10 protein-coding genes and 1 pseudogene are annotated in these 14575 nt (G+C 71.2%); 9 read left to right on the top strand and 2 right to left on the bottom strand.

Features of this window, described 5'->3' with window-relative positions; all coding sequences use genetic code 11:
* Nucleotides 1-498 precede the first annotated feature (498 nt).
* Nucleotides 499-807 (bottom strand): annotated as a pseudogene (locus LMU33_RS15315) (ATP-binding cassette domain-containing protein); the annotation flags it as partial.
* A gap of 528 nt (nucleotides 808-1335) precedes the next feature.
* Here LMU33_RS15315 and LMU33_RS15310 point away from each other — a divergent pair.
* From LMU33_RS15310 to LMU33_RS15280, 7 genes are all read left to right on the top strand, one after another.
* Nucleotides 1336-1776, top strand: a complete 441-nt coding sequence (locus tag LMU33_RS15310) for a hypothetical protein (RefSeq protein WP_228620908.1) — start codon at nucleotides 1336-1338, stop codon at nucleotides 1774-1776.
* Nucleotides 1777-1866: 90 nt separating this feature from the next.
* On the top strand, nucleotides 1867-3471 hold the full coding sequence (locus LMU33_RS15305) for an amino acid permease (RefSeq protein WP_228620907.1): 1605 nt from the start codon (nucleotides 1867-1869) through the stop codon (nucleotides 3469-3471).
* 62 nt (nucleotides 3472-3533) lie between these two features.
* Nucleotides 3534-4445, top strand: a complete 912-nt coding sequence (locus LMU33_RS15300; RefSeq protein WP_228620906.1) for an urea amidolyase associated protein UAAP1 — start codon at nucleotides 3534-3536, stop codon at nucleotides 4443-4445.
* Nucleotide 4446: 1 nt separating this feature from the next.
* Complete coding sequence (locus LMU33_RS15295) at nucleotides 4447-5247, top strand: urea amidolyase associated protein UAAP2 (protein ID WP_308280781.1); 801 nt, start codon at nucleotides 4447-4449, stop codon at nucleotides 5245-5247.
* The gene (gene uca / locus LMU33_RS15290; protein WP_228620905.1) at nucleotides 5244-8837 is read left to right on the top strand and encodes an urea carboxylase; all 3594 of its coding nucleotides are present in this window, start codon (nucleotides 5244-5246) and stop codon (nucleotides 8835-8837) included. Before LMU33_RS15295 ends, uca begins: the two co-directional genes overlap by 4 nt.
* 5 nt (nucleotides 8838-8842) lie before the next feature.
* Nucleotides 8843-10546, top strand: coding sequence for an allophanate hydrolase (locus LMU33_RS15285; protein ID WP_228620986.1), 1704 nt, complete (start codon nucleotides 8843-8845; stop codon nucleotides 10544-10546).
* A 41-nt stretch (nucleotides 10547-10587) separates the two neighbouring features.
* Nucleotides 10588-11286 carry a TetR/AcrR family transcriptional regulator gene (locus LMU33_RS15280; protein ID WP_228620904.1) on the top strand — a complete coding sequence of 233 codons (699 nt, stop codon included), beginning with the start codon at nucleotides 10588-10590 and terminating at the stop codon, nucleotides 11284-11286.
* A gap of 1064 nt (nucleotides 11287-12350) precedes the next feature.
* On the opposite strand, the gene LMU33_RS15270 is transcribed toward LMU33_RS15280, so the two are convergent.
* Nucleotides 12351-12656, bottom strand: a complete 306-nt coding sequence (locus LMU33_RS15270; protein ID WP_228620903.1) for a hypothetical protein — start codon at nucleotides 12654-12656, stop codon at nucleotides 12351-12353.
* Nucleotides 12657-13767: 1111 nt separating this feature from the next.
* On the opposite strand from LMU33_RS15270, the gene LMU33_RS15265 reads away from it, so the two are divergent.
* Together LMU33_RS15265 and LMU33_RS15260 are read left to right on the top strand one after the other, a co-directional pair.
* On the top strand, nucleotides 13768-13995 hold the full coding sequence (locus LMU33_RS15265) for a hypothetical protein (protein ID WP_228620902.1): 228 nt from the start codon (nucleotides 13768-13770) through the stop codon (nucleotides 13993-13995).
* Nucleotides 13996-14317: 322 nt separating this feature from the next.
* On the top strand, nucleotides 14318-14575 hold the full coding sequence (locus LMU33_RS15260; protein ID WP_228620901.1) for a transposase: 258 nt from the start codon (nucleotides 14318-14320) through the stop codon (nucleotides 14573-14575).

The raw sequence follows: 14575 nt of genomic DNA, 5'->3' as shown, positions 1-14575 counted from the left end.
CGCCACTTGCTGACCAGGTGGAACTACGGGTGGCCACCTCTCGCCGATCCCGGGACTTCGCAGAGCGGGCGTACCTCGGCACCTGGACCGCGCGCAGCCTGGACCTGAACGACCGACACCTCACCCGAGGCCTCCGTGACGGGCTGGTGGCAAACCCGGCCGCGCAGTATCTGCGGACTGGGCACGAAGAAGACCTGGCCTCCTTGGCCGAGGAGCAGCGTCCAGAACCTCCGTGCCCGAGGGGAGACGGTACACGGGCGCACGTATCTCCTGGCGGGGCTGCTGTGTTGCGGCGTCTGCGGCCTGACCCATGGAATCCCACTGGACCCACCACCGTCCCGGCTACCCGTGCCGCCACGGCCACACCAGCGCTATACGCCCCGAACCCGGCCGTACCCGCAACGCCTACCTGCGCGAAGACCACGTTCTGCCGCATCTGCCCGCCCTGCTGGTCCGCCTCACCGGCCACGTGAAGCGGTCGAAGATCTCGGACTCGGCCTACGCGTCGATGGCCGACGTGGGTTCGTCGAGCACGACCACCGGGGCCCTCCTCATGAAGGCCCGGCTCAGAGCCACCTTCTGCCCTTGACCGCCCGACAGTTGCCGGCCCTCCTCGAAGTGCCGGCCGAGCATGGTGTCGTACCGGTCCGGAAGGGCGGACACCACGGTGTCGACTCCTCCGGCTACGGCTGCGGCCCGGATGCGCTCGTCGTCGTCCATCGCCTCGATGCGGCCGAAGCCGATGTTGTCGCGGACGGACATCTCGTAGCGGATGAAGTCCCGGAAGATGACGCCGATGTGCCGCTGTAGGTCGTCGTTGGTCGGCGTCGACCGTCACGAGGGTCGTCGCCTCAGCCGGGTCGCCCACGCCGGCGGCCCGAGCCGGCGCTGCAGGCCGGCGAGGTGCCAGGTGTTCGGGGCCACCTACAGTCACCGGTCGGACGGGGAGACTCACCCGCCGCCGAGGATGCGCGCCTGAGCGGGCAGCATGCAGGCGTTGCGTCTGGGCAGTGACCCCAATTCGCTCATTCCGGCAAGCACCGCCCCGCTGCACTGACCTCGTGGCCATACGAGTCGGCGTTCCGGACAGACACCGGGGACAAATGCGACGAAGGCCTGCGGGTGCCGGCAGAGGCTGCCTTCGTCCCCGTCATGCGGCCGTGCCCGGGGACGGACAACCGGCGGCTCGCCCGCGCCGCACTCAGGAGCAAGGCCCCGAACGGCAATGGCCGGGCCCCGTCGCATCCGGCCGGCCGAGCGTGCCTGTCCCGCGTGATAACCCGAGTTTGGCCCCTGATCAGGACGTTTCTCTGCGGGACGGTGATGGACCGGGGCGTGATCGAGATCCATGCGGTGGTCATGGATCTGTCCGCTGACGCGCGGGTCGCTGGAGCCGCGGGCCTGCGGCTGCCGGGCAACGCCGCCAAGGACGTCGAACTGCTGGTGCTGCGACAGCAGCTCGCTGTGCTCCAACGCCTGCTCGGCGAACCGAGGTTGGAACCGGCCGACCGGGCCCTGCTGACGGCCCTGTCGCGTCTGCTGCCCAGACAGAGCTGGAGCAGCTTCTTCGTCACCCCAGCGACGCTGCTGCGCCGGCACCGAGAGCTGATCGTCGGCAAGTGCCCCCACAGACACAAGAGCCCCGGTCGGCCGCCGAGATCGGCGGAGACGCCGGAGCCGATCCCGCGTCTCGCGCGGGAGGGTCCGCTGTGGGGACACCGCAGAGTGCCGGCACGCAGTCATCTCCGAGGCGGGCCCGCGGATACACGAAGTTAACTCCCCGGACTCGGGTGTGAGACCGGTCCGGCCGACGATCGCAATACCTATCAAGCGACAGGTATCTGTCGACCGATCGGAGGTGCGGCGATGAGCCGGCCCGAACTCCCCCTTGCACAGGACCCTGGCGGCGGTGGCACGACCGACCACGCCCTCTTCGGCTACCAGCAGGAACTTCGCCGCGGCGTAGGCAGCTTCGCGTCGTTCGCCGCGGGGTTCTCCTTCGTGTCGATCCTCACCACCGTCTTCCAGCTGTTCGGGCTGGGCTTCGGGCTCGGCGGCGCCGCGTTCTTCTGGACCTGGCCGCTGGTCTTCGCGGGCCAACTGCTCGTCGCACTGTGTTTCGCCGAACTGGCCGCGCGCTGGCCCATATCCGGGGCGATCTACCAGTGGTCGAGCCGGCTGGCCGGCACCACGACGGGCTGGTTCGTCGGCTGGATCATGATCATCGGGCAGATACTCACGGTCGCGGCGGCCGCGATCGCGGCACAGGCGGTGCTGCCGGGCATCTGGTCCGGGTTCCAGATCGTCGGCGGTCCGGGCGCCGATCCGTCGGTGGGCTCCCCGACCGGGGCGCAGAACGCGGTCCTGCTGGGATGCGTCCTGCTGGTCATCACCACGGTGGTGAACATCCTGGGCATCCGCCAGATGGCCGCCGCCACCAGCTTCGGCGTCACGGTCGAGATCATCGGCGTGCTCGCACTGGTGCTGATCCTGTTCTTCCTGCCCGAGCGGGGTCCGCGGGTGGTGGCCCACCCCACCGGCTGGGCCGGTCACGGCGGCTACTTCGGGGCCTTCCTCGCGTCCTCACTGATGGCGGCGTACGTGATGGTCGGCTTCGACTCAGCGGGCGAGCTGGCGGAGGAGACCCACAGCCCGCGCCGGACCACTCCCCGGACCATCCTGCGGGCCCTGATCACCTCGGGTGTCGGCGGCGCGTTGCTGATCCTGTCGGGGCTGATGGCGGCGCGCAGCCTGACCGACGGAAAGCTGGCAGCCGCTGGTCTGTCCTGGGTGCTCACCGACCGGCTCGGCGGGGTTCTGGGCCGCCTGCTGCTGTGCTGCGTGGCAGTCGCGGTGTTCGCCTGCACCCTGGCCGTGCAGACCTCCGGGGCGCGGATGATGTACTCCATGGCGCGCGAAGGCGCCCTGCCCTTCCACCGGCGCCTCGGCAAGGTATCGGCCCGCACCGGTACGCCGATCACCACGTCGATCGTGGTGGGCGTCGGCGCCGCGATCGCGCTCGTGGTCAACATCCGCCAGTCGGCGATCTTCACCGCCCTGTCCAGTCTCTGCATCGCCCTGCTGTACCTGGCCTATCTGGGCGTGACGGTGCCCCTGCTGGTCACCCGGATCTGGCGAAGGGGCAGCGGCGGGCTGCCGACGGGCGTCGACGAGACCGGCCGGCCCCTGTTCTCGCTGGGCCGGTGGGGAGTGGCGGTCAACATGCTCGCCGTGCTCTACCAGGCCGGCATGACGGTCAATCTGATCTGGCCCCGTGCGGAGATCTACGACCTCACCGGCGGCACGTGGTGGCTGCGGTGGAGCGCCCCGCTGTTCATCGGGCTCAGCCTCGCCGCCGGTGCCGGATACTTCCTCCCCCGCCGACTGCACCGCCGTATCGAGCTGAGGCACGTACCGCACACGCACACCGAGCCGCCCCTGGACGCCCAGGCCGTCGCCGAGCCCGCCTGAGGGCCCGTGTGACGCGAGGGGACGCATCGATGACGTACCGACGAAGGGACGACGGGACATCCATGACCACCGCCGAGAGCTCGACGGCCGTACCGCAGCACGGCCGCTACCCGACCAGGCAGGCTCCCGCCCGCGCCCGTGATCTGCACCTGACCGACAGCGTCCGAAGCGCCCGCGACGACGCCCGCGCCCAGGGCGGGCAGGCCGGCGCGTGGATGCCGTACCTTCCGGCGTCGGACAGCCCGTACTGCCCGCCGGGGGTGGACGCGGCCGCCCTGGTGTGGGCGGAGACGGTGGCACCCGGCGGCTACACGCACAAGGTCCTCGCCCGCGGTACGCGGCTGCGCTTCGACGACCCGAGCGGTGACGCCTGCGCCCACCTGCTGCTCTTCAACGCTCTGGAGCCGGTGGAGCGGCTCAACGTCGCCGACACCCAGAAGGTGCCGTGGCAGGCGTATCCGAGCCAGGACCATCCGCTGCTCTCCGGCGACGGCCGGGTCCTGGCCGTGGTCAGCGGTGACTCCTCCGGCCGGCACGACGCCTTCTGCGGCACCACCACCGACGCCTGGAACGAGCGCAAGTACGGTGACGCCCGCCCCGAGGGGCCGTCGCCGTCCGGCCGCGGGCTCTTCCTCAAGGCGGCCGCCAAGCACGGTCTGAGCCGGCGCGACCTGCCGCCCAGTCTCTCCTTCTTCCAGGGCGTGCGCGTCGAGCCGGACGGCACCCTGGCCTGGCAGGGCAGCGCGGGGGCGGGCACGCATGTCGAACTCGTGGCGGAGATGCCCCTGCTGGTGCTGGTCGCCAATGTCGCCCATCCGCTGGACCCTCGTCCCGGCTATGTGGTCGGCCCACTGCGGGTGCACGCCTGGCGCGGTGCCCCGACCGGACCTGGCGAGCCGCGGTTCACCGCCACTCCGGAACTGCACCGGGCCTACCTCAACACCATCGACTACTGCGAAGCCCGGGGGCTGTGACATGGCGAGCACGCGGACCGAGACCAGGCCCGTCAACTACCCGACCGCCGCCGGCGGCACAGTCGCCTCCACCGTCCCCGTTGGCGCCGTGTACGCGGAGGGCTCTCCCCTGGACTGGGGTGCGAGCCTGGTCGAGGGCGCCGTCGTCCTGGACGAGACGGTGGCCCCCAACGCGCCCTGGTCGGCGGTGGTGCGGACGGGGCACGTCCTGACGATCGTCGACGTCGGCGGCAACCAGTCGGCCGACTGTCTGCTCTACGACGCCGACGATCCCGAGGAGCGCTACAGCGTCCCCGACACCCTGGCCTGGCAGGGCAACGCCTATGTGCGCACCGGCACCGTGCTGCGCAGCAGCGAGGGCCGCCCGTTGATGACCGTCGTCGCCAACGAGGTCGACCGCCAGGACACCATCGGCGGCGCGTGCGGCAAGGAGTCCAACACCCTGCGCTACGGCCATCATGTGATGTTCCAGCACGGCTGCCGTGAGAACTTCCTCGCCGAGGCCGGCCGGCGTGGCCTCGGGGTGCGGGACATCGTCTCCAACCTCAACTGGTTCATGAACGTGCCCGTCGAGGCGGACGGCGCACTGGGCATCGTGGACGGCATGTCGGCGCCGGGCCGTCGGGTTGCGGTGCGCGCCGAGACGGATGTGCTGGTGATGGTGTCCAACTGCCCGCAGATGAACAACCCGTGCAACGACTTCAACCCCACTCCGCTGCGGATGATCGTCGTGGAGCCGGCACCGGTCGCCGGTGACTCACGGTCCGCGCACGCCGCTCGCACCGCGAAGGAGGGCGCGTGACCCGCCCCACCGCCGTTCTCGTCGCCAACCGCGGTGAGATAGCCCGCCGTGTGATCCGCACCGCCAGGAGGATGGGCCTGGGCACCGTCGCCGTCTTCTCCGACGCCGACCGGGCCGCCCCGCACGTCCGCGAGGCCGACCACGCGGTCCGCCTCGGTCCGGCGCCCGCCCGCGCGTCGTATCTGCGCGGCGAGGCGATCATCGAGGCCGCGCTCGCCCAGGGCGCGGGCATCATCCACCCCGGCTACGGCTTCCTCTCCGAGAACACCGCCTTCGCCCGTGCCGTCGAGGGGGCCGGTCTGCGTTTCGCGGGACCGACCGCGGACCAGATCACCGCCTTCGGTGAGAAGCACACCGCACGCGCCCTGGCCAAGGCCGCCGGAGTGCCGCTGCTGGCCGGGACGGAACTGCTGGCAAGCGCCGAGGAGGCCGTCACCGCGGCCTCCTCGATCGGGCTGCCCGTGATGGTCAAGGCCACCGGCGGTGGCGGCGGCATCGGCATGCAGGCCTGCGCCACCGCCGATGAGGTGCGCGGGGCCTTCGCCCGCGTCGCGGCGCTCGCGGAGTCCAACTTCGGGTCCGCCGGGGTGTTCCTGGAGCGCCTCGTGCGCCCCGCCCGCCATGTCGAGGTGCAGGTCTTCGGCGACGGCACCGGCCGGATCGCCGTCTTCGGCGACCGGGACTGCTCGTTGCAGCGCCGCAACCAGAAGGTGATCGAGGAGGCCCCGGCCCCGGCCCTGCCTCCTCATGTGCGGGCACTGCTGCACGACTCCTCGCGGCGGCTGCTCGCCTCGGTCGGCTACCGGGGCGCGGGGACCGTGGAGTTCGTCTACGACCCCACGCGCGAGGAGGCCGCCTTCCTGGAGGTCAACACCCGTCTCCAGGTCGAGCATCCGGTGACCGAGGAGGCGTACGGCGTCGATCTCGTCGAACTGATGCTCGCCCTGGCCCGCGACGGAAGGGTCGAGGACACGGTGTTCGAGCGGGAGTGGACGCCCGCCGGGCATGCCGTGGAGGCTCGCGTCTACGCCGAGGACCCCGGCAAGGACTCGCTGCCGTCCTCGGGCCTGATCACCCGGGCGGCCTTCCCCGGCCAGGGCGCCGACGACATGCCCGGCGTGCGCGTCGACGGCTTTGCCGAAACCGGTCTGGAGGTCTCGCCGTACTACGACCCCATGCTCGCCAAGGTGATCGCGAAGGGCCCCACCCGGGACGCCGCGTTCGACGTGCTCGGCCAGGCCCTGGCCGCGAGCCGGATCGACGGCATCGTCACCAACCTGGGCCTGCTGCGCGAGCTGACCTCGCGGGCCGAGGTGCGCAAGGCGGTGCACAGCACCAGCACGCTCGCCACCACCGTCGACCCCGAGCCGCGCATCGACGTCCTGGTGCCGGGCGCGATGACCACCGTCCAGGACCTCCCGGGCCGGCTCGGCTACTGGCACGTGGGCGTACCGCCGAGCGGCCCCTTCGACGCCGTCTCCTTCGCCGAGGCGAATCTGGCCGTCGGAAACCCGGCTCAGGCGCCTGGCCTGGAGGTCACCGCGGGCGGGCTGACCCTGCGCTTCTCGGCCGCCACCGTGGTCGCCGTCACCGGCGCCCCCGTACCGGTCACGGTCGACGGCAGCGCGGCAGCCCTGTGGGAGCCGGTCACGGTCGGGGCCGGCGCCACCCTGGTGCTCGGCGCCTGCCGTGGGCCGGGCCTGCGCAGCTATGTGGCCGTCCGGGGCGGCATCGACGTACCCGAATACCTGGGCAGCGCCTCCACCTTCACCCTCGGCGGCTTCGGCGGGCACGGCGGTCGGGCGCTGCGCGCCGGGGATGTGCTGCGACCCGGAGCTTCGGCGGCGGCCGGCGGCGGCCCGACCCCGTCCGAGCGCCGGCCGGCGATCACCTCGCACTGGCAGATCGGTGTCACCGAAGGACCGCACGCGGCGCCCGAGTTCTTCACCCGCGACGACATCGACACCCTCTACGCCACCGACTACAAGGTCCACCACAACTCGGCCCGCACCGGCGTCCGCCTGATCGGGCCCAAGCCGCGGTGGGCCCGCCAGGACGGCGGTGAGGCGGGCCTGCACCCCTCCAACATCCACGACACGCCGTACGCGGTGGGTGCCCTCGACTTCACCGGCGACACGCCGATCATCCTGGGCCCCGACGGGCCGTCCCTCGGCGGGTTCGTCTGCCCCGCGGTGGTCGCCAGCGGCGAACTGTGGAAGCTCGGCCAGCTCCGCCCCGGCGACACCGTCCGCTTCGTACCGGTCAGGGAAGCCGAGGCGGCCGCCCTCGATGCCCGCCGCTCCTCCCCCACGCTGATCAGCACGGGCGGAGACGGCGACGACGGCGTACTCGGCCGCCTGGAGGCCACCGATGCCCGCCCCGCCGTCACCTACCGCCGGGACGGCGACGACAACGTCCTGGTCGAGTACGGCCCCATGGTGCTCGACCTCGGCCTGAGGATGCGGGTCCACGCCCTGCAGGAGACGCTCGCCGCGCACGCGCCCGACGGCGTCCTCGACGTCACCCCGGGCATCCGCTCCCTCCAGATCCACACCGACGCCCGCCGGCTGAAGGCCCGTGACCTCACCGCCCTGCTGCGCGAGCTCGAGGACGAAGTCCCGCCCAGCGACGAACTGGTGGTCCCCTCCCGCACGGTGCGGCTGCCGCTCAGCTGGGACGACCCGGCGACCCGCCTCGCCATCGAGCGGTACATGGCCGGGGTGCGCGACGACGCCCCGTGGTGCCCGTGGAACATCGAGTTCATCCGCCGGGTCAACGGCCTTCGGACCGCCGACGACGTCTACCGCACCGTTTTCGACGCCTCCTACCTGGTGCTCGGCCTCGGCGACGTCTATCTCGGCGCCCCCGTCGCCACCCCGCTCGACCCACGGCACCGCCTGGTGACCACCAAGTACAACCCGGCCCGCACCTGGACCGCGGAGAACTCCGTCGGCATCGGCGGCGCCTACTTGTGCATCTACGGCATGGAAGGCCCCGGCGGCTACCAGTTCGTCGGCCGCACCGTGCAGATCTGGAACCGGTTCCGCACGGGCGGCCTGTTCCAGGACTCGCCGTGGGCGCTGCGCTTCTTCGACCGCATCGAGTGGTATCCCGTCACCGCGGAGGAACTGCTCGAACTGCGGGCCGAGACCGACGCCGGGCGCGGTGACTTCCCGACCGAGGAGGGCACCTTCTCGATCGCCGAGTACAACGCCTTCCTCGCCGCGGAGGCCGACTCGATCGCCGCGTTCCGCCGGCGGCAGAGCACCGCCTTCGAGGCCGAGAAGCAACGCTGGCGAGCCGCGGGAGAGTTCGACCGCGCCGACGATCCCGAACCCGTGACCGCCACTGCTGCCGTCACCCTGCCGGACGGGGCGGTCCCGGTCACCGCGCCGTACACCGCCACCGTCTGGCAGATCGCCGCCGAGCCGGGCGCCACCATCGCGAGCGGCGATGCGATCCTCTCCCTGGAGGCGATGAAAATGGAGTCCACCGTGAACGCCCCCACCGCCGGGACACTGCTGGAGATCTACGTCAAGCCCGGGGAACAGGTCGCCCCCGGCCAGATCCTCGCGGCGGTGCGGGCATGAACGCCATGACACCGGCCGCCCGCGTCCAGGCCTCCTACGACCGGATCGAGGACGTCGGCCGGCCCGAGATCTGGATCCACCTCAGACCACGCGAGGAGGTGCTCGCCGAGGCGGCCGGAGTCGACACGGCGCTGCCGCTGGCCGGCCTGGTGGTGGCCGTCAAGGACAACATCGACGTGGCCGGCCTCCCCACCACCGCGGGCGCCCCGTCGTACGCCTACGAACCGCAGGCCGACGCGCCCGCGGTGGCGCGGCTGCGCGCGGCCGGCGCGGTGGTGCTCGGCAAGACCAACCTGGACCAGTTCGCCACCGGCCTGGTCGGCACCCGCAGCCCCTACGGCGCGGTGCGCAACGCCTGGGACACGGCCCGTATCTCCGGCGGGTCGTCCTCCGGATCCGCCGTCGCGGTGGCGCTGGGCATCGCCGACATCGCGCTCGGCACGGACACGGCCGGCTCCGGGCGGGTGCCCGCCGCCCTCAACGGCATCGTCGGCGTCAAGCCCACCAAGGGCCTGGTGCCCGTGACCGGCGTGGTCCCCGCCTGCTACACGCTCGACTGCGTGACCGTCTTCGCCCGCGATCTGCAACTCGTCCGCACCGCCGCGGAGTTCGTCGAAGGCCCCGATCCGGCCGATCCGCTCTCCCGCACCGGCACCCAGCTTCCGCCGCCCCCCGCGCGCCCGCGGATCGCCGTACCGGCCGGGGAGCATCTGACCGGCATGGCCGACGGCTGGCGCGAAGCCTTCGACGCCGCCGTCGCCCGCATGGCGGGCACCGGGGCGGAGATCGTCGAAACCGACATCACCCCGCTGCTTCAGGCCGCGGACCTGCTGTACGGCGGCGCGTTCGTCGCCGAGCGGTACGCCGCCGTGGGCGCGCATCTGGAGAAGCACCGCGACCTGATCGGGGCGGACCTCGATCCGACCGTCGCCGCCATCGTGCTGGCAGGCCGGGAGAAGACCGCCGCCGACTGGGCCGCCGACGCCGCCAGGCTCGCCGCGCTCGGCGCCGCCGGACGCGCGGTGCTCGACGGCTGTACAGCTCTCCTGACGCCGACCACCACCTGGCATCCCACCCTCGACGAGGTGGCGGCCGACCCGGTCGGCGCCAACGCCCGGTTGGGACGGTTCACCAACTTCGCCAACCTGCTGGACTGCGCCTCGCTCGCCGTTCCCGCCGGGTTCGTGGACGGCCTGCCGTTCGGCGCGATGTTCACCGGACCGGCCTTCTCCGACCGCGCCCTGGCCGCGCTGGCCGAGCGGTTCGCCAACCCCGGGCTCGACCTGTTCGTGGTCGGCGCCCACCTCACCGGTCAGCCGCTCAATGCCCAGTTGGTGCAAGCCGGCGCCACATTGGTCGGCCCGGCCCGCACCGCAGGCGGCTACCGGCTGTACGCCCTGGCCACCGAGCCGCCCAAGCCCGGCCTGCTCCGGGTCACCGAGGGCGCGCGGGACGCCGGCGCCGGGGCGGGTCACGCCACGGCGTCAGGCGACGACGCGCGGCCGGGCGTCGAGGGCGAGATCTGGCGGCTGCCCGCTGCCGGGTTCGGGGCGTTCACGGCCGCCGTGCCCGCGCCGATGACCATCGGCACCGTCGAACTGGCCGACGGGCGGCAGGTCTGCGGCTTCCTCGTCGAGCCGTACGCCGTCGAGGGCGCGCCCGACATCACCCGCTTCGGCGGCTGGCGGGCGTACACGGTGTCCGCGTGACCGGAGGCCGCCGGGCGGATACCTGGTGGCAGGATGGGGCCATGACGACGACGCGTCCCCGTCAAGGCAGGCCCCGGCACACGCCGCCGTCCGACCCCGGCACCTCCGCCCGGGAAGAGATCCTCGACGCCGCCGGGGCGCTCTTCGTCGACCATGGGATCACCAGCACCAGCACCCGCATGATCGCGGAGCGGGTCGGCATCAGGCAGGCCTCGCTCTACTACCACTTCGCCACCAAGGAGGAGATCCTCGCCGAGCTGCTGGCGACGTCCGTCCGGCCCAGTCTGCAGATGGTGGACCGGATCCGGGCCCTGGTGCCCGAGCAAGCGGATGCGGCCGCCGCACTCTACGCCGTGGCCGCCATGGACGTACGCACCCTCTCCCGCACTCCGTACAACATCGGCACGCTCTATCTGCTGCCGGAAGTACGGGCCGAGCGGTTCGACGCCTTCCGGACCGAGCGGGGCCGTCTGCAGTCGAGCTACGGCACGCTGGGCGCCCTGGCGGCGACCGAGGACGTCGCGCGCGGCCTGCCCGCCGAGCGGCTCGGTGAACTGCTGATCCAGCTGGTGGAGGTTGTCATCCAGATACGGCGCTCCCGTGAGCCGGATGCGGCTGACACCGAGGCCATCGCGTCGTCGTGCCTGCGCCTGTGCGGGCTCGGAGAGCCGGCGGTGGCCGCCGCCCGGGAGGAGGGCCGAACGCTGCTGAGCAGCCTGGACCGACCGCCGGCCCTGTAGGTGCCGGTAACCTCATCCGTGCTGGTCAGAACGCGCGTGAGCACTGTCGTGAGTCCCTGCCGGTCAGGGGTGACGACGGGGGGCCTCGCTCGCTGATTGCCCACTGGCTCCGGGCGACGCCCGGATGGTCCGGTGCGGCTGCGACTGCCTTACCCGGCCCTGACGGGCGTGTTCACCTTGATCCGACTCCTGCCGATGGGCGAGCGAGACGAGGACGCCGAGATCCTGGCACTGCGCCACCAACTGGCCGTGCCGCAGCGGCAGATCGACAAGCCCAACCTCACCTGGCCCGACCGCGCGCTGCTCGCCGCGCTCCGGCACCGCCCGGATCAGGGGAGTTCGCGAACGTGCAGGCCCGTCGACGCGAGTGACGGACGGAACTCTGCACGAGTACCAACATTGCGGGTCGCGTCCCACCATTGGACAAACCGGTTGCAGACGGTCTGCCAGGCACCGAGCCGCTCGGGCAACTCCCGCCACTGCCTGCCGGTACGGAACCGTCAGATCACCCCTCGACCTGCTCCCGCAGCCGTTCGGGATACGGACCGAACCTGCTTATCGGCAGGAACGGCTCGATGAACTCCCGTTGCTCATCCGCCGGTTGCGGACGACTCACATCGGCAGTCCTACAGGATCGAGACCGCAACCGGTCCCAGAACCCGATGCCGATCACAACCCAAGACACGATGACAACCTCACTCGTGGGCCCAGACCTGCCCGGGCCCAGCCTTGTGCGACACCCTTTGGCGCGTGAACCGAACAGCAACTACAGCGCCAGCCATCCTTACTCCTGCCAGGCGCTCACCCACGCAATCGTCGGCTGCATCCCGCCGGCATTCGGGCAGCCGGGTTTACCGGCGTAGTCGGCGGTCGCACGTGTTCGACGGGCTCATCGGCACATGTTCGTTTCGGTGTGCCGGAAAGGGCGACCGGCCCGAGAACGTGAGGTGAAGGCATGTCCCCGGCCGGACGGCGCGGGCATGTTCTCCCCTGTCACAACGCCGGCCGCCCGCGGTCAGGGTTCCTGACAGCGGGCGGCGCGGACATCGTCCAGGCTGACGACGTCAGTCGCGGTCCCAGTAGGGGGCACGGTGGTGGTTGCCGTACCTGCACCAGTCCCAGCCGTAGTAGTCGTCGTCGTGGCAGTGGTTGCGGTGACGCCAGCGGTCGTAGCGGTCGTCGTCGCAGTCCCGCCGCCAGTCACCGGCGTGGCGGTACCCGTAGGCGTGGTGGTGGCCCGGGTGGAACGAGGGCGCCACTGCCGTCACAGAGGCAGCCGCCGGGGCAGCGGCTGCCTCCATCGAGAGAGGCGCCATGACAGCGGCGGCCGCCAAAAGCGTGCCCGCTACTGCCTTAGCAATGATCTTCACCTGATCTCCTTTCAAACATCAGGGCCTGTTTCGCCCTAGTGCCGAGCCTGAAGCTACATCAAATAACGCGGAATTCATTGCGGCCGAGTCACCGTCAATCCGGCAGCCTCCCGGGCGGGATATCGAAAACGGCAGCTCAGCGGTATTGTCGGGCCCTTTGCGGAAATACGCGCCACCCCTGAAAAAGGCACCCGCCCAGGTGAACTTCGCGGCCTGCCAGGTCGGTTCGCAAGCGGGCGACGAATTGAGTCCGTCGTCGTGAATACGCCGCTTGAATTGCCCTGCGTTTTTCGGAGTCATGCGATGAGAAAGTGTGCGGTGACCTGATGGCGAAGCCGATGAGGCGACTCTCGGTGCTGCCCCGACTTTTATGGAGTGCATTTCTCGCTGAAAGACGCCTGCCGACCATCCGCGGGCGGCAGACCACGCCGGGCTCCTGCGTGTCGCCTTCCGCCGGCTGCACGGCGGCCGCGCAGAGGCGAGGGTCGCCGGGGCGCCTCCCGGGCGGTGCGGCGCGCTTTCCGGCACAGGGGAGATGAGGGTCCAGGGCCGCCAGCCGGGGCTCCCGAGGGGGAACTTCGGCGGCGGTGCGTATCGGCGCGCCTTCCAGTGGAGGGCAACCGGGGCCCCACCGCTGCCCTCATGACAGTGTCCGTGGCCGGCTGCGGCCACTGGTTCCCGGACGGGAGCGTTCTCGATGCCTCGGCGCCGGGCAAGCGGTCGGGGCAAGGGGCCGGCCGGCCCGCCGGTGCTGCCCTCGCATCTGTGCACACCGTCGCCCCGGCGGAGGAGCGGCGGCCGCACCGCGGGGCATGGGGCGCGCAGTTGAGCCCAGAGTCAAGGAATGGAACAGACACGCACTTCTGAACGAATGTCGGAAATAGACGGTTTGCACTGACCGTGCATTTTCGGCTACCGTCCACGCCCTCTGGACGAATCGTCCAGAAACTCCGGACGGCGGGGTTGGCGCAAGCCTGCATGTTCCCCATGGCCCGGCCGCCCAGGGTGACAGCGTCCGTCCGGGATCCGTGCGACGCCGTCGCGCCCGGCCTACGGCTCCCGCGATGGCGCCGCCTGGTCCGGCTCCTGTTTCGCATACATCCCTTCATTCATGAAAGGCCTCCTGATGAACAACGACTGGCTTGACGCCGAGACCGCCGAGCTACTGCCCAGCCGCGAGGCGCTGGGCAAGTTCTCGTTCAACTTCGCCAAGACGACGACCGTCTCGAAGAAGATCACGCACGTGAACGCCCACAACGAGTCGATGGCGGTGAACCAGTACTCGCCGTTCGCGGTCGCCCAGTCCCAGGCCTCCCAGGCCATCAGCGTCCGGCAGTAGCACGACCCCTGGCGCAGGGGCGGGCCCCCGGGCGTGCCCCTGCCGCGTCGCAGGGGTCGAGGCCCACACAGCATGCCGGGTGATGACCACGGCCGGCGGCTGGGTGTCCGTGCGGGTACCGGACGGTCAGGGCCTGCCGCCGGTATCAGGGTCCTTACGACGCCTGCCAGTCGGGGGAAGACACACCTTGGCGAGCCGACCCTCGAAACGCCGGGCGGACGGCGGACCCGGCGACATCCACCAGCAGACGCCAGGCGGTGAACCGGCCCAGCACAGGCCCCTTCACCCAGCCTCCGGCAGCGGCATGAACGGGTGGGATCCAGTGAGCAGTCCTCACCCCGCAGCATTGCGCACCCGCGCAGAGCAACTGGTCTCCGAAGGACACCCGGCGAAGGAGGTGGCACGGCAACTGGGCATCTCGCCGCAGACCGTCTACCGCTGGCGGCGCTCCCGTGCGTCCGGGTCGGACCTGGCACAGGCCCGCACCCGCATCGACGAACTGGAGCAGGAAGTCCTCCTGTGCCGCGAAGTCATCGCCACAATGCGGCAGATGATGCCCCCAAAAGACGTTACGAGGTGA

The organism is Streptomyces barringtoniae, assembly GCF_020819595.1.
Taxonomy (GTDB): Bacteria; Actinomycetota; Actinomycetes; order Streptomycetales; family Streptomycetaceae; genus Streptomyces; species Streptomyces barringtoniae.
Note: the sequence above shows the minus strand (reverse complement) of the source record. Positions and strands in the feature narration are given on the sequence as shown.

What these genes read in the sequence shown, in the direction of transcription:
- LMU33_RS15300 (WP_228620906.1), top strand. Translation starts at nt 3,534, where the DNA reads ATGACCACCGCCGAGAGCTCGACGGCCGTACCGCAGCACGGCCGCTAC.
- LMU33_RS15305 (WP_228620907.1), top strand. Translation starts at nt 1,867, where the DNA reads ATGAGCCGGCCCGAACTCCCCCTTGCACAGGACCCTGGCGGCGGTGGC.
- LMU33_RS15285 (WP_228620986.1), top strand. Translation starts at nt 8,843, where the DNA reads ATGACACCGGCCGCCCGCGTCCAGGCCTCCTACGACCGGATCGAGGAC.
- LMU33_RS15265 (WP_228620902.1), top strand. Translation starts at nt 13,768, where the DNA reads ATGAAAGGCCTCCTGATGAACAACGACTGGCTTGACGCCGAGACCGCC.
- LMU33_RS15295 (WP_308280781.1), top strand. Translation starts at nt 4,447, where the DNA reads ATGGCGAGCACGCGGACCGAGACCAGGCCCGTCAACTACCCGACCGCC.
- LMU33_RS15280 (WP_228620904.1), top strand. Translation starts at nt 10,588, where the DNA reads ATGACGACGACGCGTCCCCGTCAAGGCAGGCCCCGGCACACGCCGCCG.